19 protein-coding genes and 1 pseudogene are annotated in these 24737 nt (G+C 41.6%); 6 read left to right on the forward strand and 14 right to left on the reverse strand.

What is annotated here, in order from left to right:
- The first annotated feature begins 3 nt into the window (after nt 1-3).
- Both tatB and tatC read left to right on the forward strand, forming a co-directional pair.
- On the forward strand, nt 4-420 hold the full coding sequence (gene tatB / locus QTA56_RS05395; RefSeq protein WP_267979903.1) for a Sec-independent protein translocase protein TatB: 417 nt from the start codon (nt 4-6) through the stop codon (nt 418-420).
- Nucleotides 417-1166, forward strand: coding sequence for a twin-arginine translocase subunit TatC (gene tatC, locus QTA56_RS05400; protein WP_267979904.1), 750 nt, complete (start codon nt 417-419; stop codon nt 1164-1166). Before tatB ends, tatC begins: the two co-directional genes overlap by 4 nt.
- Before the next feature lie 34 nt (nt 1167-1200).
- Here tatC and QTA56_RS05405 read toward each other — a convergent pair whose 3' ends face one another.
- Nucleotides 1201-2277, reverse strand: coding sequence for a sigma-54 interaction domain-containing protein (locus tag QTA56_RS05405; RefSeq protein ID WP_267979906.1), 1077 nt, complete (start codon nt 2275-2277; stop codon nt 1201-1203).
- Between the two features lie 313 nt (nt 2278-2590).
- Between QTA56_RS05405 and QTA56_RS05410 the strand changes: the two genes are divergently transcribed.
- Nucleotides 2591-3679, forward strand: a complete 1089-nt coding sequence (locus tag QTA56_RS05410; RefSeq protein WP_267979908.1) for an LLM class flavin-dependent oxidoreductase — start codon at nt 2591-2593, stop codon at nt 3677-3679.
- A 72-nt stretch (nt 3680-3751) separates the two neighbouring features.
- On the opposite strand, the gene QTA56_RS05415 is transcribed toward QTA56_RS05410, so the two are convergent.
- Both QTA56_RS05415 and QTA56_RS05420 read right to left on the reverse strand, forming a co-directional pair.
- Entirely contained in the window at nt 3752-5584 is a 1833-nt protein-coding gene (locus QTA56_RS05415; protein ID WP_267979909.1) for an ABC transporter ATP-binding protein, read from the reverse strand.
- Nucleotides 5581-7392 (reverse strand): ABC transporter ATP-binding protein, encoded by a 1812-nt coding sequence (locus QTA56_RS05420; protein ID WP_267979911.1) that lies wholly within the window; start codon nt 7390-7392, stop codon nt 5581-5583. The genes QTA56_RS05415 and QTA56_RS05420 overlap by 4 nt, the downstream gene beginning before the upstream one ends.
- Nucleotides 7393-7678: 286 nt before the next feature.
- Between QTA56_RS05420 and QTA56_RS05425 the strand changes: the two genes are divergently transcribed.
- Nucleotides 7679-8731, forward strand: coding sequence for an ABC transporter substrate-binding protein (locus tag QTA56_RS05425; protein WP_267979912.1), 1053 nt, complete (start codon nt 7679-7681; stop codon nt 8729-8731).
- Nucleotides 8732-8786: 55 nt separating this feature from the next.
- On the opposite strand, the gene QTA56_RS05430 is transcribed toward QTA56_RS05425, so the two are convergent.
- From QTA56_RS05430 to QTA56_RS05480, 11 genes and pseudogenes are all read right to left on the reverse strand, one after another.
- Nucleotides 8787-10055 (reverse strand): acyl-CoA dehydrogenase family protein, encoded by a 1269-nt coding sequence (locus tag QTA56_RS05430; protein WP_267979913.1) that lies wholly within the window; start codon nt 10053-10055, stop codon nt 8787-8789.
- Between the two features lie 27 nt (nt 10056-10082).
- On the reverse strand, nt 10083-11900 hold the full coding sequence (locus tag QTA56_RS05435; RefSeq protein ID WP_267979914.1) for an ABC transporter ATP-binding protein: 1818 nt from the start codon (nt 11898-11900) through the stop codon (nt 10083-10085).
- A gap of 2 nt (nt 11901-11902) precedes the next feature.
- The gene (locus QTA56_RS05440; RefSeq protein ID WP_267979915.1) at nt 11903-12751 is read right to left on the reverse strand and encodes an ABC transporter permease; all 849 of its coding nucleotides are present in this window, start codon (nt 12749-12751) and stop codon (nt 11903-11905) included.
- Complete coding sequence (locus tag QTA56_RS05445) at nt 12748-13899, reverse strand: ABC transporter permease (protein WP_267979916.1); 1152 nt, start codon at nt 13897-13899, stop codon at nt 12748-12750. The genes QTA56_RS05440 and QTA56_RS05445 overlap by 4 nt, the downstream gene beginning before the upstream one ends.
- 5 nt (nt 13900-13904) lie before the next feature.
- A complete protein-coding gene (locus QTA56_RS05450; protein ID WP_267979918.1) occupies nt 13905-15476 on the reverse strand; it encodes an ABC transporter substrate-binding protein in 1572 nt (523 codons plus the stop codon).
- Between the two features lie 12 nt (nt 15477-15488).
- Nucleotides 15489-16679 carry an LLM class flavin-dependent oxidoreductase gene (locus tag QTA56_RS05455; protein WP_267979919.1) on the reverse strand — a complete coding sequence of 397 codons (1191 nt, stop codon included), beginning with the start codon at nt 16677-16679 and terminating at the stop codon, nt 15489-15491.
- Nucleotides 16680-16712: 33 nt separating this feature from the next.
- The gene (locus QTA56_RS05460; protein ID WP_267979921.1) at nt 16713-17423 is read right to left on the reverse strand and encodes a class II aldolase/adducin family protein; all 711 of its coding nucleotides are present in this window, start codon (nt 17421-17423) and stop codon (nt 16713-16715) included.
- Nucleotides 17424-17436: 13 nt separating this feature from the next.
- Entirely contained in the window at nt 17437-18495 is a 1059-nt protein-coding gene (locus tag QTA56_RS05465) for an ABC transporter substrate-binding protein (RefSeq protein ID WP_267979922.1), read from the reverse strand.
- Between the two features lie 225 nt (nt 18496-18720).
- A pseudogene (locus tag QTA56_RS05470) lies at nt 18721-19743 on the reverse strand (TonB-dependent receptor); the annotation flags it as partial.
- Nucleotides 19744-20115: 372 nt separating this feature from the next.
- Nucleotides 20116-21501 carry an MFS transporter gene (locus QTA56_RS05475; RefSeq protein WP_267979923.1) on the reverse strand — a complete coding sequence of 462 codons (1386 nt, stop codon included), beginning with the start codon at nt 21499-21501 and terminating at the stop codon, nt 20116-20118.
- A complete protein-coding gene (locus QTA56_RS05480; RefSeq protein ID WP_267979924.1) occupies nt 21488-22828 on the reverse strand; it encodes an LLM class flavin-dependent oxidoreductase in 1341 nt (446 codons plus the stop codon). The genes QTA56_RS05475 and QTA56_RS05480 overlap by 14 nt, the downstream gene beginning before the upstream one ends.
- A 215-nt stretch (nt 22829-23043) precedes the next feature.
- On the opposite strand from QTA56_RS05480, the gene QTA56_RS05485 reads away from it, so the two are divergent.
- Together QTA56_RS05485 and QTA56_RS05490 are read left to right on the forward strand one after the other, a co-directional pair.
- Nucleotides 23044-23745, forward strand: a complete 702-nt coding sequence (locus QTA56_RS05485; RefSeq protein ID WP_267979925.1) for a TetR/AcrR family transcriptional regulator — start codon at nt 23044-23046, stop codon at nt 23743-23745.
- A 184-nt stretch (nt 23746-23929) separates the two neighbouring features.
- Complete coding sequence (locus QTA56_RS05490) at nt 23930-24685, forward strand: TorF family putative porin (RefSeq protein ID WP_267979926.1); 756 nt, start codon at nt 23930-23932, stop codon at nt 24683-24685.
- Nucleotides 24686-24737 lie beyond the last annotated feature (52 nt).

Below are 24737 nucleotides of genomic sequence, written 5' to 3' on the forward strand. Positions count from 1 at the left end.
ATTATGTTCAATATCAGTTTTGGTGAATTATTGGCTTTCGCTGTTATTGCACTGATTATTTTAGGGCCTGAAAAACTCCCCCAGACCTTAAGATCAGTATTAATAAAATATAGGGCAATTAAAAACCAACTCAATAAAATTCAGAATGATCTGGAAAATGAACTGGAACTGATCGAACTAAAAAGAATCATGCAGGAAGAGCTGCAAAAAATAAAACAAAATGAAGAACAGCTCAAACAACAACTGGCACAAATGCAACAAGACATCGAAAGTGTACAAAACACCAAGGCTGTTAAGGACAAAATCAAACCGCAGCACACACAGTATTACCTTTATCAAAGCGCCAATGATGGATTGAAAGTACCTTTTTTAATTCACCCAACATCATCAAGGATATTGAGTGAGGATCAAGCCGCATGACCGAACAAATCGCCAGTGAAACCCTCAAGGAAATGAAATACAGCGAACACTTAAAAGAGTTAAGAAAGCGTTTGATCTATAGCATCGGTGCCGTTATTGCTATTTTTTTATTGTTATTGCCAGTTGCGCAACAGAATTACCACTTTCTTGCTCAACCCTTAATCTCCTTGCTTCCAAGCAACTCAACCATGATTGCAACAGATGTCATGAGTACATTTTTAGCACCATTTAAGCTCAATATCTACTTGGCAATTCTGGTTAGTATTCCCTTTATTCTGTATCAGTTTTGGCGCTTTCTTGCGCCTGCACTGTATCAAAACGAGAAAAAATTTGGCATTACGCTGGCACTATCCAGCATCTTTTTATTTTATCTCGGCCTCTTATTTGCTTATGGCCTGATTTTACCACTTGCCTTAAAATTCTTTATGTTGGCTTCACCCGAAAATGTGTTGCCGATGACCGATATCAACAGCTATCTTGACTTCTGTCTCAAGCTTTTTCTGGCTTTCGGTCTGGCATTTCAAATTCCAGTTTTAACCTATATTCTAATTTTTATTGGCATTCTCTCTATTCATCAACTGGAGGAACACCGCAAACATATCATTGTGTTCTTCTTCTTTATTGCCATGTTTATCACACCACCTGATATTTTTAGTATGCTCGCCCTTGCAGTGCCAATGTGGCTATTGTTTGAATTAGGTTTATGGATCACTAAATTAACAACAATAAAAAAAGAACATCCATAGATTAAAGATGGATGTTCTTAAAATAGAATATTTTTTATGCAATTTCATTTTCATTCTTATTGGGTAATAAATTATAACGAGATAGAAGATTACGCAAAACATTACGCGAAAGACCTAACATTTTTGCAGTCTTGACCTGATTATTCCAGCAACTTGAAAAAGCGGTATTGACGATCTTATCTTCAATAATATGCCAAGCTTCACCATCATATTCCTGAAATAAACGCTTCAGAATATCTTCAAACTCCTGAATCAAATCATTATCAGGTAACGCAGCTGAACCACTTTCTTCTGAAAATCTCAGGTGTTCAATATCAATGGTCTTACCACCACTGATCAGTAAAGCATAATGAATATTGTTTTCCAGCTCACGGATATTCCCTGGCCAACTATAATTCAACAATGCATTTCTTGCGCGATCACTGATATTCGGTTTTGGTGTAATCAGTTTTTGCGAATACGAGTTTAAGAAGAAATCGACCAAAGGCAGAATATCCCCCTTACGCTCACGCAACGGCAAAATATTGAGCATAACCACATTCAAGCGATAGTATAAATCCAGTCTAAATTTATTTTCAGCCACCGCCTTACGCAAATCCACATGCGTACCCGACAAGATACGCACATTGATTGGAATCGGTTTACGTCCCCCAACACGCACCACTTCTTTTTCTTGTAGTACGCGTAATAGTTTGACTTGCAAGGATAATGGCAACTCACCCACTTCATCCAGAAACAAGGTTCCACCATCTGCTGTTTCAAAAATACCTGGTCGAGTCTTATTGGCACCTGTAAATGCACCTGCCTCATAGCCAAACAACTCTGACTCAGCCAATGTTTCGACCAAAGCACCACAGTTCACAGCAAGAAAAGGTTTGTTTTTACGATCACTTTTTAAATGAATTTCACGTGCAATCAACTCTTTACCTGTACCTGATTCACCTTGAATGATGACACTGGCAGAGCTCGGTGCAATGGTTTCGACCTGATTGAGCAACTTACGGGAGTTTTGATCTGAGAAAATAATTGCTTTTGCTCGAATTGGTTTTACAGGCACCCCATTATCTGGCAAAGTAATTACTTTATAATCATTATCCAAATAGGATTTCATAATTAATCCTTTAAATAGATTAGGATGATATTAAAATAGAATAGTACAATTCTATTACAAAGCTGATAAATAATAATTACAGATATTTAATCCTAAATTTAAATATTTATTATTTTAAACACGTCTACTTATCACTTTATCATCGATATAATTTCATTTTTCTGCAATGCTTGTTTCCAAACAAAATATCCGATTCTTGATCAAATACAAACACCTTATAAAATATAAATCGCATAATTATTGATTTTATATCATTTTAAAATTTGGCATTTATTTTGCTCTTTTACTCTAAATTTTTTAAATGGATGAAATAATGAGCATCGAATTTGTCGGCATGGTTTTTCCAAATCAATGGTCAGAAACCAAAGGTACACGGATCGGTCATAAAATTGATCTCGAATATTTACGTTACCATGCACGGGCGCATGAATATGCGGGCTTTGACAAGGTTTTGATTGCCAATGGTCCAAGCAGCCCCGACAGTACCCAAATTGCAGCGTATCTGGCACAGCATACCGAACGACTTGGGTTTATGATCGCCCATCGTCCTGGACTCTTAACACCCAATCTTGCGGCACGTTCTTTTGCCACGCTTGACCATACTACAGGCGGCGGAAGAATCCGTTTACATGCCATTACAGGGATCACAGCAGAGCCTCAAGAGGGTGACTATGTTGTTGATAAAATTCAACGTTATGAACGCACAGGTGAATATCTGGATATCATCCAAAGACTTTGGAAAAGTGATCAACCCATCAGTTATGAGGGTAAATACTTCAAGCTAGAAAATGCTTTTTGTCCCTTAAAACCCATCAATGGTACGATTCCGATTTCATTTGGAGGCTCATCTGATATTGCCTATGAGATCACTGTCCGCCATGCCGATCTTTATTCACTTTGGGGTGAACCTTTGGCTGGGGTCAAAGAACAAATCAATAAGCTGAAACTTGCAGCAGAAAAAGCCAATAAGCCACAACCACCTGTCAGTTTATCGGTACGCCTGATTATTGGTGCAACCGAGGAGCTTGCTTGGCAGCGTGCAGAGCAGATTCTAGCGGATATTCAGAAAAATCCGACTTTCCAGAATAACGGCACACTGTCAGGACATAAAATTAAAGGTGTTGGTTCACAACGCTTATTGGCAGCAGCACAACAAGGTGACCGCCATGACCGTGCCTTATGGATGCCAACTGCAACAGCCGTCGGGGCTTATGGTGATACCACTGCCCTTGTCGGCACACCTGATACCATTATTGAAGCATTACTGGATTACGTCGATCTTGGTATCACCACTTTTTTAAATCGTGGCTATGATCCGATTTATGACACAGTGGATTATGGTCGCTATATCATCCCTGCTGTACGCGAAGAAGCAGCCAAACGACAAAAACAGATTGCTTAAAATATTTGGCTTCAATATAAAACAGCCGCAATTTAATGCGGCTGTTTTGCATTGAGCATGAGTTAACGCAAACTATTGAAGCCAATTGTGTAAATAAGACTGATATAACTGATAATAAGCCGTCTGTTGTTGAAGCAGTTGCTCATGAGAACCTTGTTCTACCACAGTCCCATTTTCAATCACCACAATTTTATCAGCTTCCCGAATAGTACTTAAACGATGGGCAATGACGATACAGGTTCTATTTTGGCATAAACGTCGCAGCGCATACTGGATTTTCTGTTCCGTATAAATATCAATGGCTGATGTCGCTTCATCCAGAATCAGAATTTTAGGATTGGCTAAATAAGCACGTACCAGACAGACCAGTTGTCTCTGACCATGACTGAGATTTTTACCTAATGTCCCCACTTCAGTGAAATAGCCCTGTGGAAGCTGCTGCAAAATCTCATCTGCCCCCAAGTCTTCAATCGCTTGAATCAGTTGTTGATCAGATGCTTTGGATTGAACTAAACGTAAGTTGTCCAAGATGCTTCCACTAAACAAGACATTGTCTTGTAACACGATACTGACGTGCTGTCTTAAACTGGCAAGGTGAATGTCCTGTAGCGGATAGCGATCCAGAAAAATTCCGCCCTGCTGAGGTTCATAAAACCGTGTTAATAACTGCACAATGGTACTTTTGCCATGTCCTGTCGGCCCCACAATCGCCACCACTTTGCCAGCTTCGATATCCAGATTAAAATTCTGCAAGACTGGTTTACTGGTATAGGCAAAATTCACCGCCTGAAAACGAATATGACCGTTAAGCTGATCAAGTTTTACTGCATTCGTTTGATCCTGAATCGTAGATTGCGTATCTAAAAGCAGGAAAATACGCTGGGCACAGGCTGCGCCATTGGCATAACGCTCGAATAAATCAGTCAATTCCTGTAAAGGTGCTAGAAATAAAAACACATAAAAAATACTTTCAGCAAACTGTCCAATACTGATCACGCCCTTACTATAGGCATAGCTGCCAATCACAATAAAGCCAGCCGTCGCAATCGTTGAAAGCAGGCCTGTAAAAGGTGCAAACCAACTGGTCCGCTTGCTGCCATAAATAATAGAGTTATTAAAATCCTTTAGTAAGTCCCGATAACGGCGCTGATTGGTCTCGGTATAATTGAGCTGCTGAATAATTTTGGCACCATTCACCGTTTCAACCAAATGTGCGGTGAATCGGCTACGTTCTTCTGCAACTCGTCCCCAATGCTTTTGTGATGATTTTTTAAAGATGGCGGTCATGCCAAATAAAATCGGCAAAATCGCAAATAAACACCAGAAAAATGGCGGATAAATATGCCATAACAGGATTGAAGCTAAACCACAACGTAACATTGCGGAGAGTAATTCTGGTGGTCCCTGTATCAACACAGGTTCCAAAGTATCCACATCACGGTCTGCCCGTGAAATAATCCGTCCCGCTTTGGTTCGATCAAAATAACCAATATTCAGGCTTTGGATATGCTGGAATAAAGTACGCCTTAAATCATTAATTACCCTTAAGGCAGCACGCCCTGAAAGATATTTGGATAAACCCGCCAAACTAAAACGACAAATCCAACTCAATGCCAAAATAGCAAGTGCAGTCAACAACACAGGTTGTTGCAATATCAATTTCCCAGCCACTTGCTGAAATCCAGAATCTAGAATGTACTTCACCGCCCACGGACGGATAAAGATACTCATCACTTGCAGAATTTCTACTATGATCAAGGCAAGAATTAAGTAACGAATGGGATAAATTAAAGGCATCAGTTTCTTGAACATTCCCCGATGGATTGAGGTTTTCGCCAAGTTTTCTTCAATTTGTAGATCAGAGATTTTGGTCAAAGGACGGAAATTTTTAACCGTGGTATTCATGCTTCAATCTCCTGTGACTCTAACTGAAATCCCATTAACTCCCGATAAAATGGGCAATGTTGTACCAATTCGAGATGTGTTCCCTGAGCGATAATTTGTCCCTGATCCAACACAATAATACGATCAGATAAAGCGATGGTGGTCTGTTTATTTGAGTTGATAATGATGGTTTTTTTGAGATGATGCGTATTTTCAGACAATGCAGATAAGCGATGTAACACCTGTTTTTCGGTGGTCGAATCCAATGCACTGGTTGAGTCATCCAATGCCAATATCGGTGAATTCTTTAAAATGGAACGTGCCAACGCAATCCGTTGTTTTTGCCCGCCCGATAAAGTCACACCTTTATCTCCAATTAAGGTGTCCAACCCATGTTCAAGGCGCTGTAACAGTTCTGAGGCTGACGCCAAATGTAAGGCCTCTCGCATCTCCTGCTCGGTTGCATCTTGCTTGGCAATTCTGAGGTTATCTGCCAAAGTCCCTGAGAAAAAGAAATTTTCCTGAGGAATGATCTGAACCAAATGACGTAATTCAATCAGGCTTAAATCTTTAATATTCGTCCAACCATGCTGATCTGAACCAATCAGAACATTTCCCTCTGTTGGATCAATAAAACGATTGAGCAAATTCATCAAGGTAGTTTTACCAGCACCCGTTTTCCCGACAATGGTGACGATTTCACCTGCCTGAAATTCAACCTGACATTGTCTTAAAATATACTTTTGTGTGGTTTTATCCTGAAAGCTGACACTGTCCAGTTTAATGTTTAAGCCATCTTGGTATTGCATTGATACAGGTTGCGGGGCATCTACAATGGCAGATTGTTCATCCAGCATTTGCCAGATTCGGGTTGCCGATGAACGTGCATCCGCAAAAATATGCAAAACCTGTCCAATACTCTCGATACGAAATACCAATAAATTCGCCATCAGTGCCGCTGCCACAAACTGCCCGACCTGCAACTGGTTCTGACCAATCAAATAAGCCCCAAAGGCGATCACCCATAAATAGGAACAGGCAATAATCACTTGAGGAATCGGTAAACGCTTGGCGCTGGTACGAATGGTTTGAATGGAATGCTGGATAAAGGTATCTACGGCATGGTTAAAACGCTGTAACAGCTTATCTTCCAGTTGAAATGCCTTAACCACCCGAACCCCATTGACACTTTCAGCTAAAGCATCACTGACCTTTTCATAGGCATGCGCCACTTGATGATCAAGCGCGACCAGTTGATTGGTGAGTTTAAACAAGACCCAAAGACCTAAAAAAATAAAAATCAGTGGGACTAGTCCGAGCCACGGATGATACCAGCACAACAATCCCACCGTTGCAGCAACCACCAGACTCGATTCAAACACCTGCCGCCAAAAGTTGATTAACGCCTCTTTTAATTTATCTGAATCCCGCGTTGTTCTGGATAACACTTCCCCCAATCCATGCTTCCAATGCCACGACACATCTAAATGCTGCACCTGACTAAAAATTCGTTCCCTCAAAATGCTGAGTAATTGCTGCCCAATGGTCAAGGCACTCAAACCTGCCAGATACTGAATAATGGCACGCAGCAAGGCAATGCTGGTCAGCAAAATAAACCAAAACCAGGGATTTAACGGATCAGTCACCGCATGTTGAAATAAAGTTTCAGGCTGACTGTGTTTTAAGGTATCAAGCGCATGACCAATCGAATATTGTTGTAAGGCCAGGCCAATATTGGCCATGATAAATAAAGTTGCCGTCAGCAAAAAGCGAAATGGCATAAAACGATATAAGGCCAGACTTCGCAACAATGGATAATGTTTCAACATAAAAATACAGCAAGAATTTAAGACTTGCAGATGATTGCGAGATTTATGCCAAATTCATCAATTTAAAAAACATTCTAATCTATTGTTTTATATAATTTTTATAAAAGCACCCCATATACAGGTGTTGAATTTAAAACATTCCATCAAATGATCTGCTGTAATCGCAACAAAATTTGATATATCAACATCATAAAAATAGATATTAAATATAATCCATAAAAATCATAAACTTAATCAATGGCATCAATATTGCTTTAAAGCATATAAACCACAAAAGGATGTTCCTATGACAACACATCAAACTCAGCCACTAGACACACTTTGGTATACACGCTGCCCAGTTCCTACGGGTCTCGGCATTTCCATTCAGAAAGGTTGGCTCAAAGAAAAATTTGGCGGACAACAGATTGAGATTAAATCCATTCGTGAATCCAATTCCAAAGACATCCGTAACTCTCATTTTAACCATACGCTTGCCAATTCAGTTCGGCATGGTGGCAGTATCCCTGCAATCTGGGCCTATGCTTCAGGTCAAAAAACCAAAGTAATCGGTTTATCTTGGGCAGATGAAATTCAATTGCTGCTCACCCGCTATGATTCCAACATTAAAACCGTTGCAGATTTAAAAGCTAAACGTTTTGGGCTACCACTCAATCAGGATGCACTGATTGATTTCTCACGTGCTCAAGCCATTCGTGGTTTGGAAAATGCATTAAAAACGGTAGATCTGAATGTCAGTGATCTTGAACTGGTCGATTGCCTCCGTGCTGATATTTTGGCAGTGCAGCAACAACAGGCTGAAGAAAATGACTCCAGTTTCTTTGGCGAAAGAAATAAACTCAATGCCAGTGCAGAAATCGTGGCACTGATCAAAGGCGATGTCGATGCGATCTTTTTAAAAGGTGCGCATGCCGCACAAATCGCCCATGATTTTGCCTTGCATACCATTATTGATATTGGTTCACATCCTGATCCAATCCTACGTTCCAATAATGGCACACCTCGAACACTGACGGTTGATGAAGATTTTCTAAACCAATATCCTGAACAAGCACAATCGATTGTCGATGCTGTTTTACAGGCAGAACAATGGGCACATGCACATGCCGATGAAACCCATCGTTATCTGGCGAAAGAATGTAATAGTAGTGAGCAATGGGTCCATGCAGCTTATGGTACAGATGCACATCTAAAACTGAATACCAATTTTGATGAAATCTCGATTGTTGCATTACAGGATTTAAGTGACTTCCTCTATCGCTGGAAATTTATTCCTGCGCAAATCAATGTCCGTGAATGGCTTGCACAAGACATTTCTATCCAAGCGCAAGTGGCTTAATAACTCTTAAAAAGAAAAGGTTGTCGTGATGACAACCTTTTTTATTTACTTCATTTTACTTAGAAAATTTAGTCACATTCTCTGCCTGCTTCTTTAACAGCACAGAATTATATTCACCTGGTGGAATATTATTTAAATAATAATTTCCAACATGATACAAACGCCAGCGAATTGGATCATGCGTGGTATGCGTACGTGCATTACGCCAGAAACGATCCAGATTCCATTTCGATAAAGTTGAACTTGCCCCTAATAAGCCAAAAATCTCACTGGAAATCTTTAAAGAGGCATAATCAGACTGACTTCGAGTCGCAGCAACCGATAAAATCAATTCAGTTTGTAAATCTTCATCTTCGACATTGGCTAAATGCTGCTCAAAAATCTGTGCTGAGCGATCTAAAAGTGCTTCTGCCGAGCGGACTAACACAGCAAACTCACCAATTTGCTTAATAATATGTGGTTCCTGAGTTGGAGAATCGACTCCACTTTCAACCCACGGACGGGCATGATGTTGTAAATAATCAATCCCACCCTCTAATGCGCCTTTAGCAATGCCTGTGTCCATTGCTGCATGTAAAATCTGCGGCCAAGTCAAACCTGTCCGTAAAACGGTGCCCAAACCACCTGTATTGCGCTTGGCGACATAACGTTCATCGACAATCACATCTTTAAAATTCACTGTGCCACTGACACTATTATTTTGTCCCATGGCATCCCAGTCATCCAACAGTTCTACGCCTGGCGTATCACGGTGAATTAGGATAGAAACAGGTCCCTCATCACTACCTGCAAATAAAGAAATCCATTCCGCCAATAAAGAACCTGTGGAATAGAACTTACTGCCATTTAAGATCAATTGCCCTTGTGCATTACGTTCTACCCGTGTCTTATGCTGAAATTTATCTTTACCGCCCACTTCAGCCAAGGCGTTACCTAAACGCTTGCCACTCAATACATCACGCAATAACTGATCACGGATTTCATCTTCATAACCCGTTAAAATCCCTCGGAACATGGTGAAATGAATCTGCAACAACTGCCCCACACCACCATCTGCGGATGAAATAATTTTCACCACATTGGCCAGCGTTGGAATACTCGCGCCTAAGCCACCAAATTGCTTAGGAACAATAATTGCGGTTAAACCTGCTTCTGAAATTAAGCGCGCCTGTTCATAAGGTACGGTCTTGTTATAGGCAGGATCTTGAGCAAATTGATTCAGTTGCTTTGCTACCTCTTTTGCAATCTCAAGTGCTTCTTGTTCGCTTTGAATATGTCTTACGCTACCCAATTCTAAAAAATTGTGCTGATGAATATCGTTCATGTTTAACTCCGAAAAATCTGTTCTTTTTTATGCGCAAGCATCATGCACATTGCTCTTAAATAAGCTTGGTGCATGGCTAAGCAAAGTTTTGGTATAACCATGTTGAGGATGACTGAGCACTTGATCGGTTTCACCGTATTCGACGATATGTCCATGTTTTAATACGGCAACCCGATCAGCAATGGCACGTACCACCCCAAGGTTATGGGTCACAAATAACAAGGTCACACCTTGCTGTTGCAACTGCTGTAACAGTTTTAAAATAGATGCTTGTACAGAAACATCCAAAGCAGAGGTAATCTCATCACAAATCAACACATCAGGCTGACACAGTAAAGCTCGTGCAATTGCCACACGTTGCCTTTCTCCGCCAGATAAATCTCTTGGATACAGTTCCTGAACTTGTAAAGGCAGTGATACCTGTTTCAATACCCGTACAACTTGTTCTGCTGCTTCTTGCTTGGATAATGCAAAGAAATGCTGAACTACTTTGGTTAAGGTTTGTCCAATAGTATGCGCTGGGTTCAGGGCCTTATAAGGATTCTGGAAGATATATTGCAGTTTGTGGCGTTGCTGCAAAGAGCGTTGTTGCCCCTGTAATGATAGGACTTCATCCGCTAAAACCACCTGACCCTCTGCATTTTCATTTAATCCCGCAATCACACGGGACAACGTGGTTTTCCCCGATCCTGACTCTCCGACCAAAGCCAGACATTCACCTCGTTGCAATTGAAACGAGACATCAAACAGTGCCTGTTGTTGTCCATACCAAGCATTAATATGCTCAACTTTCAGCAATGCTTGTTTGTTGGTTTCCAATTCGATCACATGATGGTCAACCTCTTTAAATGTGATGACACCCACATCATCTGAGTGATGGCAGGCAACAAAATGCGGATCAAATTCATCTTTTAATTGGATCAAGTCAGGTTGCCTCTGACGACATATATCCGTCGCAAAAGTACAACGTGCGGCAAAGGCACAGCCTGACGGACGATCATTTGGTGAGGGTGCATGTCCCTCAATTGGGGATAAATATTTACGAATCACCACATCGGGAATGGCATTAAGCAAACCTTGCGTATAAGGATGTTTAGGCGTTTCAAATAATTGGGTTAAAACTGCATCTTCAGCAATTCGCCCTGAATACAACACAATCACTCGATCTGCGATATCTTTTACCACGGTTAAATCATGCGATACATAAATGGCGGCAACATTATATTCCCGACATAATTTACGAATGATATTGAGCACCAAAGTCTGGGTCGTCACATCCAGTGCCGTTGTAGGTTCATCCAAAATAATCAAACGTGGCTGTAGCAAAAATGCCAATGCCAGTAAAATCCGTTGTTGTTGACCACCAGAAAGCTGATGAGGATAACGCTTTAAAAAAACATCATCATGAGGCAAACCGACTTCATCTAAAATTTTGGCAACCTTTTGCTGTCTTTCAGAATTAGATAACTGGGATTGATGAACTTCTAATAATTCCAGTAAATGTTGACCAATACTTAATGCTGGATTCAGTGCTGTTCCAGGATCTTGGGCAACATGACTGATTTTATAACCACGAACTTGGCGTAAAGCATGATCATCCAGACTCAGAATATCTTCACCATCTAGCTCAATCATGCCTTGAATAATTTTGGCACCGTGTCGCGCATAGCCTAATAAAGCACTGGACAATGTGGTTTTTCCTGAACCACTCTCGCCAACCAAGCCAAGGACTTCACCCTCGCGTAGGCTGAAAGCGATATCAGAAACCACGTGATTACCCGTATTCACCAATGCCACTGTTAAATCTGAGACGCTCAATACTGTATTTTTAAAGGTATTTGCCATGCTTATTTTTCCTCAATCCGAGCTGCTGCACGTCCCACACCCTCAGCCAGCACATTGGTGCCAAGTGCAAACAAGGCAATTAAAATCACAGGTGCAAATACCGCCCATGGTTGAACCAACAATCCAGCACGGTTCTCATTAATCATCAGCCCCCAATCTGCTGCTGGCGGCGCAACCCCATAACCCAGAAAAGCCAAACCAGATAACATCCCCACCGCCCAAGTCAGCATCACCCCCAGATGAATCAATAAAGGTGTCAGCATATTGGGTAAGATTTCACGGAATAAAATATAGGTTTTTGAGTAACCGAGAATCTTGGCAGCCTCGACATATTCTTGCTCAACCAGATTGAGTGCCACACTTCGTGCAAGACGTATCACCCCTGGAATAAAAGCAATTGAAACAGTCAGCACAATCAGCCAAGGTTCACGTCCGAGCATGGAGACAATGAGCAACACTAAAATCAGATCAGGAAATGCCATAAAAACATCAGTGAGCCACGTCACAAACTGATCTACCTTATTACGGGCAAAAGCAGCCAATATGCCTAAACTGGAACCAATAACCAAAGCAACCAAGCTGGCTGCAAGCGTCATCCAGATCATAGAAGCGCCGCCAGCGAGTACCCGTGACCAGACATCATGCCCAATATAGTCGTAACCTAGAAATGAGTCTCCCTCGGGGGCACCATAGGTCATTCCCACCAATGCTGTTGGTTCAAAAGGTACCAATACAGGTCCAAGCAATGCGAAAGTCAAAACCAGACTGGTGACCACAACCCCAAAACGGACTTGTCGCTCACGTATTAGTGTTTTAAAAAAGGTTCTTTCATACCAGTGAAATGTGCTCATTTCTCGCCCCCTGAATGAATATTCTTTAAGGCATTGCGACGATCGACAGGCTTGACCGTAATCGGTCGACCTGATTTCCATAAACGTATTGCCTGACGTAGACCTGGTGAACGTGCCTTATGTTTTTTTGCAGTACGTATTTTTGGGGTCAGTAAAGTCGTGATTAAATCTGCAATTAAATTCACCACCACTACACAAATGGTCAGCAATAAAACAATCGCTTGAATGGTGGGAATATCCCTCATTTCAATTGCAGCATTCAATGCATTGCCAATACCAGGATAACTAAATACCACTTCGATAATTAACGCCCCACTGAGCAAAACCCGTATGGTCAATGCAGTGCCCTGTACTACGGGTACTAAGGCATTCGGTAAAACATGCTTCCAAATAATTCGACGTTCAGGGATGTCGCGCAATCGTGCAGAGGTTACGTAATCTGACTCTAAAGCATCAATCATGGAGCCACGGACCAGACGCATCAGATAAGGAATCAAGGATAATGCCAAGGTTAGAATCGGTAAAATCAAAAACTCTAACTGGCTAAAAGGTGACTGTCCTGGAATCAACAACGATGCTGCGGGTAATACATGCAAGATCGACGTTGAAAAAAACATCATTAACCAAATCGCAATCACAAATCCAGGAACAGCCTTAAACAGAATCGAGCTGGAGACAATAATCCGATCTAGTTTGCTATCACGACGCAGCGATAACCACACACCCAGTACCACTGAAATCGGTACCGTAATTGCAATCACCAAACTACTTAACGCAACTGTATTTCCAAAATAATTTTGAATAATCTGCGAGACAGGGACATTGGAATCAATCGAACGACCAAAATTACCTTGCAATAATTGACTGAGCCAGTTCCAATATTGAAGCAATATCGGTTGGTTCAACCCCAATTGTTCACGTAACACCTGTACCGTTGCTTCTGGTGCTTCTGCACCTAAAATGACACGCGCTGGATCGGATGGAAGCGCCTGTGTGGCAATAAATACAATTAAACTAATGACAAAAATAACCAGTAGTCCTGACACGACACGCGTCAGAAACCAAGGTAACCATGCAGGAAATTCAAACGACTTGGCGAGTGCTTGATGTTGAACGGGTGTCTCTAGTTTGCTAGCTTGAGTCGTCATCTTCATTACCCTCTACGCCAGAATTCATCCGTGCGCCATGCAGCAAATCCTGTTCGATCAGGGGTTACGCCACCAATTTGGCTAGAATGGGCATCCAGAACATTATTAAAGCCCCAAATCAATAAACCACCTTGCTCATGTTGAATCTGCTGGGCTTCATGCACCAAAACCTTACGTTTTTCCAGATCTGGTTGTTGTAATGCCGCATGTACCAGTTCAGTAAAACGCTCATTATTAAAACGGGTCTTATTATTGGCTGCGCCTGGCCCATCAATTTGTAAGACGGTTAATAAGAATGGACGAGAAACATTAGAACCTGTACTGAATGCCCAATCCTGTTTGACTGCATCTGCAAATGTTGCTGCCTCCACTTGTTTGACATTAACAATCACACCTGCCTGAGCCGCATGTTGAGCAAAGACCAAGGCAGCATTGCTGTCAGGTCCTGTATACAAATCAACTTTTAAGTTATTATCAAAACCTGCTTGTTTTAATAATGTTTTCGCTTTTGCCAAATCCTGCTGACGCTGAGCAATATCATGGTTATAAACTGGATCACTAAATGAATACAGATCATTGGCAATGCGGCCTTGCCCTGCCAATACACGTTTGACTAAATCATCCCGATTTGCAATCAGGCGAAATGCCTGTCTTACCCGAGCGTCATTAAAAGGTGCTTTGGTGGTATTCATATCAAAGGATTGCCAGGCATCTGTTTCAGATGAAACCACATTCAAGCGTTTATTGGCTTGGATCAAGGAAAGATGTTCAGCACTAATGCCTGAAGCAATATCAATTTGACCTGACTGCAACGCAGCAAGGCGACCTGTCTGGTCTTTAAAATCAATAATTTCAATGGCATCAGCATAAGGTTGATTGTCTTTCCAGTAGTTTTCAAAACGGACAAAACGGGAACGCTGACCTGGGCTAAAGCTGTCTAATTTGAAAGGACCTGCCCCCACCACATTGTTGACTGGATCATAATCTGTGGGAACTATCCCGCCCCAACTCATCCACGCTTCAGGCAAGGCAACCAAGCCTTTTCCTTGAGCAAATGGAATTTCAACCGTGTAATCATCACGTTTTTTGATCGCATCACGCTGCAATGAATAAAGATAAGCTGCAAAGGGTGAAGCTAGTTTAGGGTCTGTCAGACGGCGTAAAGAGAAAATCACATCATCAGCGGTAATGGTTTTACCATGATGAAACTCAAGTCCTTTTTTAAGGCGAATGGTCCATTTGCTTCCATCTTCATTCGGTTCTGCAAATTCAGCCAGCGCCAATTTAGGCTGGATATCACGTCCCCATTCCCATAATTTGGCATATAAAGGCCAGCCTCTAAATGCACTGGACATGCCAATCGGTTTATGGGCATCTAAATTCCCAGCCTGATTACCGTTAATCACCCCAATTTTGATGACTCCACCTTTTTGCGGTGTCTCATTCTGGTCTATATTTGCATGGGTTTCTGATGTTGTTGGATCAGAACGAGAGCAACCGATCAGGCTTGCGGCAGCCAATGTTCCTACACCCAAACCCGTCTTTTTAAGTAATTCTCTGCGTGTAATTTTGCTCATGTCATTCTCCCTTTAGGCGACGATTTTTTTAACAAGGGAATCTACAGATGAGCGATGTTTTAACTTCGGTAGCTCAAAGCCATGATCAAGCTCAAGTAAAGGGAACAGTAAATCTGCAACACGATAAGCTTCACCAATTAAAGGGAAACCAGACAAGATAAAAGCGGATACGCCATAGCGCTCATATTCTTTAATCCGCTCGGCAATATTTTCAGCACTACCAACCAGCGCTGTACCTGCAGCAGGATTTAAAATATCAAACCCAAACAAGGATGGCCCTGTCCAAATATTTGGATAAATTTCAAAATCTTTGGCTTGAGGTAAAATCCCCTGACGTAACAATTCCAGATTTTTTTGAACAACATGATTGTTACTTTGATAAGTCTCAAACGTTGCATCAGGTGGAAGCTGGCGTTTTACCGCTTCAATCGCATAATTGACATCAAGTTTATCGAGCAGAGATTGCGCGTACTGCCATGCTTCTTCTTCCGTTTCACGAACAATAATTTGTAAGCGTGTTCCAAACTCAAGGCGACGTCCAACTTTTGCAGCTTCAGCCGCAACTTTACTGAACTTTTCCCCTAGTAGTGGTGGTGTATTGGCAAAGCTTAAATACACATCCAGCAACTCAACCGAATGCTGTACGCCTTTTACAGACGTTCCAGCCCCCCAAAGTGGCACACCTTGTTTTTGCGTTGGGCCATGCCAGGTTGACATTGGCGAAGCACCCTCCTGACGTGGAGAAATTTGAATAAACTCTCCCTCAAAGCCAGATTTATCCCCTAGATAATTCTGTTGGAAAGCGGTCCAGTATTCCTTACTAAAGTCATAACGCTCATCATGCGAATAATGAATCCCTAAAGCTGCTAAACCTTTGTCATTGCCATTGACCACGTTAAACAACAAACGTCCTTGGGAAAATGCATCAAAACTTTGTGCATATTTCGCTAAAACAGCAGGTTGAACCTCGCCTGGATGCTGTGCAACCAAAAACTTCAAGCGTTCCGTAAATGGGATTAAACTCGCAGCAACAGCCAGTGTTTCATATTCGCTTGTTCCCATCAGTGAACCGTAAAAACCTAGACGATCTGCGGTAATTGCAATCTGTTGCAAATGTTCATAGTCGGTATCCCAGCGACCAGATTCCAGCCACGGATAAGGTCCATCGGGAGAGGTGAGATACCATAAAAGTTTTACAGCCATAGTGTTCTCTATATTTATTATCGAATCGTGTTTCTAGTGAAGAGGAAGTAATCCAAGCGACTTCGCTTTATCGGTCAATCCACTCATTCGCCATTGTTGCTGTAAAACCCCTTTTCCATATTCACGACTACCACCCACCAATTCAGCCAAAAGCTGGATCTGCGCGCCCTCTTCAAGCAGTAAAATAAACTCAGCCGTTTCCTGTAATCCTTGGCGGCCCCAAACCGTTGCCCCACCATTCGCTTCCAAAATGGCACGATATTCAATATCAATATTCAGTTGATCTAAAATGAAATCGACTTCTGCCTGACGGCGGTCAATATAAATCGGCAACTCTTTAAATAAATGGAAACGCTGCACAGGAACATAACGAATCGGTAAGGTACGATGTGTTTGTGCCCAGGCACCTAAATTCGGTGCATGGACATGAGAAATTGTGGTGACATCCGCATGCTCACGGAAAAGCTTGTTATAGCGACCGCCTGCACCTTTTCGTCCCAATAAAACTTCGCCATCGACTGTCTCTACAACGACTTTGCTTTTCTTGTCTCGAGACCAGGGACCAGCATAGTTAAATGTTACCAAAGTATTTTCAGGGGCACGCTCAACAAAATTAACTGTGCCATTTGCCGTAATCGTGCCTGTTTCACGGAACACATCAAAGGCAAACTCAGCCTTTTCACGGTTGAGTTCAATAAAATCAGTCAGCTCAGCAGAAAGTGGGGTTTGAATAAGTGTAGTCATGATCAATATCCTCTTAAAATTGTTTGTTTTGGCGGCGTTTTAAAACTTCGAGCAAAGGACGATGATCGACCCATGTCTCAATATCGACATCACGCTCAAGAAAACCGTGTAACCAAAGGAAATCTTTTTGTTGTCTTAAAAGTTCTAAACGTTCTTCGCTTAATGATGGATGTAACGATTTATGGAAATTATTGCGATAAGCCGTCGCCACACTTTCAGCACCCGCAATGGTTTCATCTTCAAGAATCACCAGCACTTCATCCAAATGATCCTGTGCCCAATCTGCGGTATCAAACAGCTCTTCCAGAAAATCAACCACCACATCAAAGTAATCTTTCAATAAATCTTCATGTACGGTGATCGGACGAGGCGTGCCGTTGTTTACACGCGAAGTCACATCGGCAAATTGATCCAGATCAATCCCAACTTTTAGACCGCGTTTGGTGGCAGCTTCAACAGCAGATGCACCTTTGACATACACGGCATCTACTTCGCCTGTAATCAAGGCATCTAGCCCTGACCAATAGGCACTGGCATCACGATCTTGTTTAGATTCAGCACGCTCAGGGACTTCAACAAAATCAACATCACGGAATGTTAAATTTGCAAGTTGCAAGGCACCACGAATACCTTGTAATGACATGGCTCTAAAAATACTGCCAGCACGTTTATCGGCATATTCAGGTAAAGCCACTTTGACATTTTTAAGGTGTTCTGGCTGGCTGATCTCAGAATCTGGACGAACGATAATCACTTGCCATTCATCAATCCAGGTCAAGCCAATCAGGCGACTCGGTGCACCCTCAGAACGTGCTGCCAAAGCGGGAACATTCCCTCCCTCACGGAACAAGGCAGGCAGTTGATGGTCAAAGTGATGGACGGATAATCCCTTACGAGCATCCTGTAATACGGCAACATCAATTCCATGTCGCTCAAACTTTTCAATCAACGTCCCACGCTTTAATGAGATTCCTGTTGCAGTCGGGACTGGACATCGAGTGACCCAAATTTCAGACAGTGTACTTTTTACAAATTCTTTAGAATTTTCTTTTTTATCGACAACAAGTGACATAGGTATTCCTTAGGATATTTCCAATTTCATATCACTTGTATTGAGCAGCTTTTATGCCAACCTTTATTATTTATATTTTTCAAATACTTAATTAAAAATAAAATTGAGTTATTGTTTATATTCCATCATTTTTTAAAATCAGTGTTGTTTTTACAACATCTAAAAAAACAAAGGCTGCTCTATTAACCTTAGACACAGCCTCATATTTAAACTAAACCAAGTCAATTAAAAACTATATTTCAAACTTGCTCCCACTGTTCTCGGTTGTGCTGCCGAACCTGCATATACCCCATTGCCAGAATTGACCAATCCCAAGAAATAATGTTTATCCAACGCATTCTTTGCCCAGAGTGAAATATCAATTTCATTCTGTCCATGCGGAATACGAATACCTGTACTTAGATTAAGCACCCCATAATCTGGTATTCTGGAATAAATCGAGTTATTGACATCCGCATAAGTTTCAGAGCGCCAGCCATAATTCAGCAAACTATAATGTTGGGCATTGGCAAAAACAGAATGCTGATGTTGCAGGGAAATATTGGCTGTCCATTTCGGCGCACCATTGACGCGATTCCCCGAAATATCACGGTAGCCTTTGCCATAACCACTATCGGCTGTTCCACCTACGCCATTAAAGGTTTCAAATGGGGTCGGCGCAGTTCCATTATCAAATGTGGCATCGGTATAAGCTGCATTGAAATTGACCGAAAATTGACGATTTAACTGTGCTTTTAAATCCAGTTCAATCCCTTTACTGGTGAGGTCTCCGACATTGGTCAATAATGGAATATATTGATTATTATAGGATTCATTGGTAACTGCCTGATAATCTTCAATCTTGGTCAGGAACAGATTGACATTGGCAAAAACACGATTATCCAGCCATGATGTTTTTAAACCCAGTTCAAGATTCTTGGCTTTTTCAGGGTCAATATTTAAGACTTTATTCCCCAATAAAGATGCAGGTGAAGCCACGCTATTGACATTAAATCCACCCGATTTTTCACCTGTTGAAACCGTAGCAAAACCAAGTACCTGTGGATTAAATTGATAACTTGCCGTGATTAACCCAGCCACACTATTATCTGTACGTTTTAGCTCACCTGAATGATATTCCTGAAATAAAGGGCTCCATGTTGCATAGCTTTCAGGAGTAATGGTATTTTGGTCAACCTCTCCTGTTTTACGTTCCGAAGTAAAACGTAAGCCTGTGGTTAAATCGAATTTTGGGGTAACATGCCATGTTGATTGCCCAAAACATCCTCTTTCACTTGAACATTTTGTGCTGCCACACTAGATGGTTAAGTTTCTGTCTCTTGTGCGTAGAGATTTGAAGAAATGGCTGTGATGGCAACAGCAAGACTGCTCAAGACAAAACGATGTGTTGGTTTTAATCGTCTGATTTGAGTAGGTGAATCATATTGTGTCATGGCATACCCCATAATTTAAAAAAGTTAGCCCTGCCTCACTGCTCTGGAAGTAAGCAATCTGGGCTTTTACCAAGATGAAAAAATTACGAAAAATGAATTTCTAAAGAATCAGTTGTTCATCGACATCGCTGTAATGTGATGCCTTTTTTGAACAAATGATTAGAAATCATGAGAACTAGAAAACGCTTCATCGGGTATCCGCCTCCAAATGAGAGAACTGAACGCGAGAAACATCCCGACTATAAAAATGCGCGGCAAAGCCCAGTAAAATAATGGCAAGTACACCACTGATGACAGGAACAACAGTTAATGCGGTTGAGATTCCAAATGCATCGGAGACCAAACCTGCAATAAAAGGACCTGGGATGGAACCTAATAAGTGAATCGTCATCACAGAACTTGTACCAGACAATGCACGTGCTGAGGGTGGCACGAGTTCCTGAGTCAGACTTAAAGGTGCAGGACTACAAAAACTGAGTAATGCACCAGCCAGAATAATCAGGCTAAATTGCCAAACCAGATCAGTAAGCAACGCAAAAGCAATGCCATAAAATAAGGTAGCAAGGCTATAGCCAGCCAAAGAAACATAGAGCTTGGCTTTTTGATATTTACTTGAAAGCGTATCCATTACCCAGCCCCCGAGTGGCAAGGTCACAATTCCAATCAATAAAATGCAACTGGTCATCAGGGAAGCCTGAGACAATTCAATATGGTGAATACGATGTAAATAACTCGGCAGGAAAAACACCATCGGAATCCACTGCAAGGTCACCATTGCAATCGCGAGATAGGTCAGAATTAAGGATGGTGTACGACGAATCAATCTCCAGCTTTGCTTGACCGCATCCCAATGCTGTTTGGCTTTTTCTGAAGAAGTAGGCTGAGTCTGTTGATCGGTTTCAGACAAACTGTGTTGATGGGTAAAGGTTTTATAATCCCGACCACGATACAGCAAGATAGCAATCACAATACCAGGAATCGCCAGGAATCCCAGAGCATGGCGCCAACCATAGTGCTGGGCAATATAACCACCCAAAGCAATCCCCAATGCCATCCCAATGGGTTGACTGGCAGAAAATAAGCCTAATGCCAATTGTAAACGGCGGCGTGGAAATGCGGCACTAATCCATGCATAGGAAGCAGGTGCATAAGCAGCTTCCCCTGCACCGACAAAAAAACGAGACAGGACTAATTGTGAAAACCCTTGTGTAAATGCCCCTGCTGCCGATGCAATTCCCCAAAAAACGCCCATCAAACTGGCCGTCTTGATCCGACTCCAGCGATCAATAAAAATAGAAATTGGAAAAGCGAATAACACCATGCCCAAGGTTAAAATGGAACTCAGTAAGCCTGCCTGTGCATCACTAATTTTCCATTCCTGTTGAATATAGGGCAAGATACTGGCGATGATCATCCGATCTGCAAAATCAAACACCATGAGTAAGCACAATAAACCAAAGACCCACACCGTACTTTTACGACCAAATAAATAATCTGTGCCCGTTGCATGTGTATGGCTCACTGTCGGTGTTGCCACATCCACTTTGGAAATCGAAAGATCAGACTGTGTCATGATAGTGACTCCGTGGACGTGCCAAACCTAAATGCTCACGTAAGGTATTGCCCTCATATTCCTCTCGGAAAAGACCACGTGCCTGTAATTCTGGAATGACCTGTTCAACAAACCCAGACAAGCCCTGTGGGAATGTTGGTGCAAGAATATTAAATCCATCGGCTGCGCTGTGGTTAAACCAATGTTCCAGTTCATCGGCAATTTGTGCGGCTGTTCCCACTACAATCTTGTGTCCTCTCGCCCCTGCAACCCGTTTATACAGTTGGCGAATGGTTAGATTTTCCTGACGTGCCAGATCAATCAATAATTGTTGTCGGCTTTGCCAACCCTCGGTTACAGGAAAATCTGGAACAGGATCATCCAATGAATATTTGGATAAATCGATATTGCCTAAAAATCCTGAAAGCAAACCAATGCCAATGGTTGGATCAATCAAGGACTGTAACTGTTCAAATTTTTCCTGCGCCTCGGCAAGCGTTTTGCCTACAATTGGCATAATGCCTGGCATCACCTTAATGCTGTCAGGTGTTCGTCCAAAGGCTTGTGCCCGTTGTTTAATATCCTGATAAAAAGCCTGCGCGCCCTCAAGTGACTGTTGTGCGGTAAATACAATTTCCGCAGTTTCGGCTGCCAAATGGCGACCATCTTCTGAAGAACCCGCCTGTACAATGACTGGATAACCCTGTACAGGACGTGCCGATTGCAATGGACCTGCCACTGAGAAATATTTGCCTTTATGATTCAGATAATGGATTTTTTCAGGATCAAAGAAATCCCCAGAATCTTGATCAAATAAATAGGCATCATCATCCAGACTATCCCATAGCCCTTTGACCACATCGACATATTCTCTGGCACGCAGATAACGTTCCTGATGCCCAGTTTGGGTATCGAGATTAAAGTTTTTAGCCTCAAAATCAGTACCCGATGTCACCAGATTCCAGCCTGCTCGTCCATTACTAATATGATCCAGCGATGCAAATAAACGTGCCAAATGAAACGGTGGTAAATAGGAGGTCGAAATGGTACTAATTAAACCAATGTTGTTGGTGACTTGAGCCAATGCAGACAACACCGTTAAAGGTTCCCAATAATAAGCAGGTGCACCTTTTGCCAAAAGCTGCGGTGGAACCTGAGGCCAGCCCAAACCATCGGCAAAGAAAATGGCATCAAATTTTCCTTGTTCTGCAATTCTTGCCAGATTTTTAAGATGTTCCAGACTGGTCGCATCTTCTGGATTCACATCGGGATGCCGCCATGCAGCAAGATGATGTCCTACACTTTGTAGAAATGCCCCTAACTTCATCTGTCGTTTCGGAAGAGTCATACGTGTTCCTAAAGTCTTTTATTTCGACTTAAATCATTGTTGTTAGGCATCAATCACAATTTAAGTGAACGACACCGTTTACTTATTGTTTAAACTATAGGAATCGTTTTAAAATAAAAAATAATTAATTGGCATATTGATATTCATTGCCCAGATATAAGCCCAGACTGAATCAGTTTTAATAAACGAATATTTTTAATGAGGGAACATAAATCATGAGTGAAGTTATGGTGACAAGTACATCTACAGACCCATCAGGCAAAGGGAAAAAGGTCTTAACAGGTCGCCCAAGCCGTCAGGCATCTGAAGCCTTACATGAGCATTTGCTCGCAGTTGCCACTCAACATTTTTTAGAATATGGCTTTCAAGGCAGTAGTATTGAGAGAATTGCCAAAGAGGCACAGGTGTCCAAACTCACCATTTATCGACAGTATCAAAACAAAACCAATTTATTTATTGCTGTTATTCAGGCAGGTGTTGATCAATACCGTACAACTGTCACTGACTGGATTCATACACAAGCCATCAATGAAGCCATGTTATTCGATCTCGGCGTTTATCTTGCTCAGCAATGGTTGAGTGTTACCAATATCCGTTTATCACGAATTATCATTGCAGAAGTTCAGCGTATAGAAGAACTCTCTGACATGATTCATGAGCTGATGCAACAGTCCCGCCGCCCGATCGAGGAATTTCTGGAAAAGCTCAATCAACTTCCTGAATACCACATTCCCAATATACACATTGCAGCAATCCAGTTTATTCAGCTTTGTGTCTCTGGCCACTATTTTTTATTGAGAAATGAATCTCACTTACCCAATGCAACGCAACTGGAAGAAAATATTAGAGCAAGCGTACATTTATTTTTAAATGGTTATCGAGTGAGAATTGAATCGGATCAGCCAAGATACCCATGACTAATCTGATTCACGTAGATGGATATTTTAAAGGTTTTATAGAAATACAACAGCAGTTATACAAATATTAAAAAAAAAACACATTAAAATCAGATCGGTTAAAAAATATTTTATAAAATACAGATACTTATAATTGGCACAAAAAATGCGAATGTAAAATACCTTTTATATTCAGGATTTTATCATGTTTAGTTATAACGTATTCAACACTCTGCAAATTAAATCAGGTTTTGTTTTACTATTGTCGATAGTCAGCCTATCGAGCCATGCTGGCGTTTCTGGAAACGTCGGTGTTGTCAGCGATTATTATGCCCGTGGTTTGGATCAGACAGGTGGCGTAACAGTACAGGGGAGTATTGATTACAATCATGCATCTGGTTTTTATTTAGGCAGTTTTGCCTCAAATGTAAAATGGTACGACAAGACTGGCGATGGTGTGGTTGATAGCGATGTGGAATGGGATATTTATACAGGCTACGCAACCAAACTCAGTGACAACTTGGGTATTGATGCTGGCCTATATTTTTTAAATTATCCTAATCAAAGCAAATATAATACCGTTGAAGCCTATGCAGGTTTAAATTATAAGATTGCTCGTACGTTACCAACCACACTCAGTGGCAAAGTGCATTTTACCCCTGACCGTAATGCATATTTACCCGATCCTAAAAATCAGGATGAGTCAGCATGGTATGTCACCACACAGGCAGACATTCAGCTTAAACCTGATCTGATACTTAGCCCCCAAGTCGGTTATGCATTTGGTGATACGTTTGATCAGAAACGTGTGGGGGGGTTAGAAGAGTTCTTTAATTATTCACTTTCACTCACAAAATCCTTTGGCGATGGTTTTTCTGCCAAATTTTCCTATGTGGGAACTGACTTAGATCATCATGATAATAAAGTGATTCTAGGATTAAATAAGTCTTTTTCTTTTTAATTTAACCTCATGCATAGCCCATTCTATATGGGCTATTTTTTTAACACAAAAA

The sequence above is a fragment of the Acinetobacter thutiue genome (assembly GCF_030385805.1).
GTDB classification, from domain to species: Bacteria; Pseudomonadota; Gammaproteobacteria; order Pseudomonadales; family Moraxellaceae; genus Acinetobacter; species Acinetobacter corruptisaponis.

What these genes read in the sequence shown, in the direction of transcription:
- QTA56_RS05405 (WP_267979906.1), bottom strand. Translation starts at nt 2,277, where the DNA reads ATGAAATCCTATTTGGATAATGATTATAAAGTAATTACTTTGCCAGAT.
- QTA56_RS05490 (WP_267979926.1), top strand. Translation starts at nt 23,930, where the DNA reads ATGTTTAGTTATAACGTATTCAACACTCTGCAAATTAAATCAGGTTTT.
- QTA56_RS05465 (WP_267979922.1), bottom strand. Translation starts at nt 18,495, where the DNA reads ATGTCACTTGTTGTCGATAAAAAAGAAAATTCTAAAGAATTTGTAAAA.
- QTA56_RS05420 (WP_267979911.1), bottom strand. Translation starts at nt 7,392, where the DNA reads ATGTTGAAACATTATCCATTGTTGCGAAGTCTGGCCTTATATCGTTTT.
- tatB (WP_267979903.1), top strand. Translation starts at nt 4, where the DNA reads ATGTTCAATATCAGTTTTGGTGAATTATTGGCTTTCGCTGTTATTGCA.
- QTA56_RS05430 (WP_267979913.1), bottom strand. Translation starts at nt 10,055, where the DNA reads ATGAACGATATTCATCAGCACAATTTTTTAGAATTGGGTAGCGTAAGA.
- QTA56_RS05425 (WP_267979912.1), top strand. Translation starts at nt 7,679, where the DNA reads ATGACAACACATCAAACTCAGCCACTAGACACACTTTGGTATACACGC.
- QTA56_RS05410 (WP_267979908.1), top strand. Translation starts at nt 2,591, where the DNA reads ATGAGCATCGAATTTGTCGGCATGGTTTTTCCAAATCAATGGTCAGAA.
- QTA56_RS05480 (WP_267979924.1), bottom strand. Translation starts at nt 22,828, where the DNA reads ATGACTCTTCCGAAACGACAGATGAAGTTAGGGGCATTTCTACAAAGT.
- QTA56_RS05485 (WP_267979925.1), top strand. Translation starts at nt 23,044, where the DNA reads ATGAGTGAAGTTATGGTGACAAGTACATCTACAGACCCATCAGGCAAA.
- QTA56_RS05475 (WP_267979923.1), bottom strand. Translation starts at nt 21,501, where the DNA reads ATGACACAGTCTGATCTTTCGATTTCCAAAGTGGATGTGGCAACACCG.
- QTA56_RS05455 (WP_267979919.1), bottom strand. Translation starts at nt 16,679, where the DNA reads ATGGCTGTAAAACTTTTATGGTATCTCACCTCTCCCGATGGACCTTAT.
- QTA56_RS05450 (WP_267979918.1), bottom strand. Translation starts at nt 15,476, where the DNA reads ATGAGCAAAATTACACGCAGAGAATTACTTAAAAAGACGGGTTTGGGT.
- tatC (WP_267979904.1), top strand. Translation starts at nt 417, where the DNA reads ATGACCGAACAAATCGCCAGTGAAACCCTCAAGGAAATGAAATACAGC.
- QTA56_RS05440 (WP_267979915.1), bottom strand. Translation starts at nt 12,751, where the DNA reads ATGAGCACATTTCACTGGTATGAAAGAACCTTTTTTAAAACACTAATA.
- QTA56_RS05460 (WP_267979921.1), bottom strand. Translation starts at nt 17,423, where the DNA reads ATGACTACACTTATTCAAACCCCACTTTCTGCTGAGCTGACTGATTTT.
- QTA56_RS05445 (WP_267979916.1), bottom strand. Translation starts at nt 13,899, where the DNA reads ATGACGACTCAAGCTAGCAAACTAGAGACACCCGTTCAACATCAAGCA.
- QTA56_RS05435 (WP_267979914.1), bottom strand. Translation starts at nt 11,900, where the DNA reads ATGGCAAATACCTTTAAAAATACAGTATTGAGCGTCTCAGATTTAACA.
- QTA56_RS05415 (WP_267979909.1), bottom strand. Translation starts at nt 5,584, where the DNA reads ATGAATACCACGGTTAAAAATTTCCGTCCTTTGACCAAAATCTCTGAT.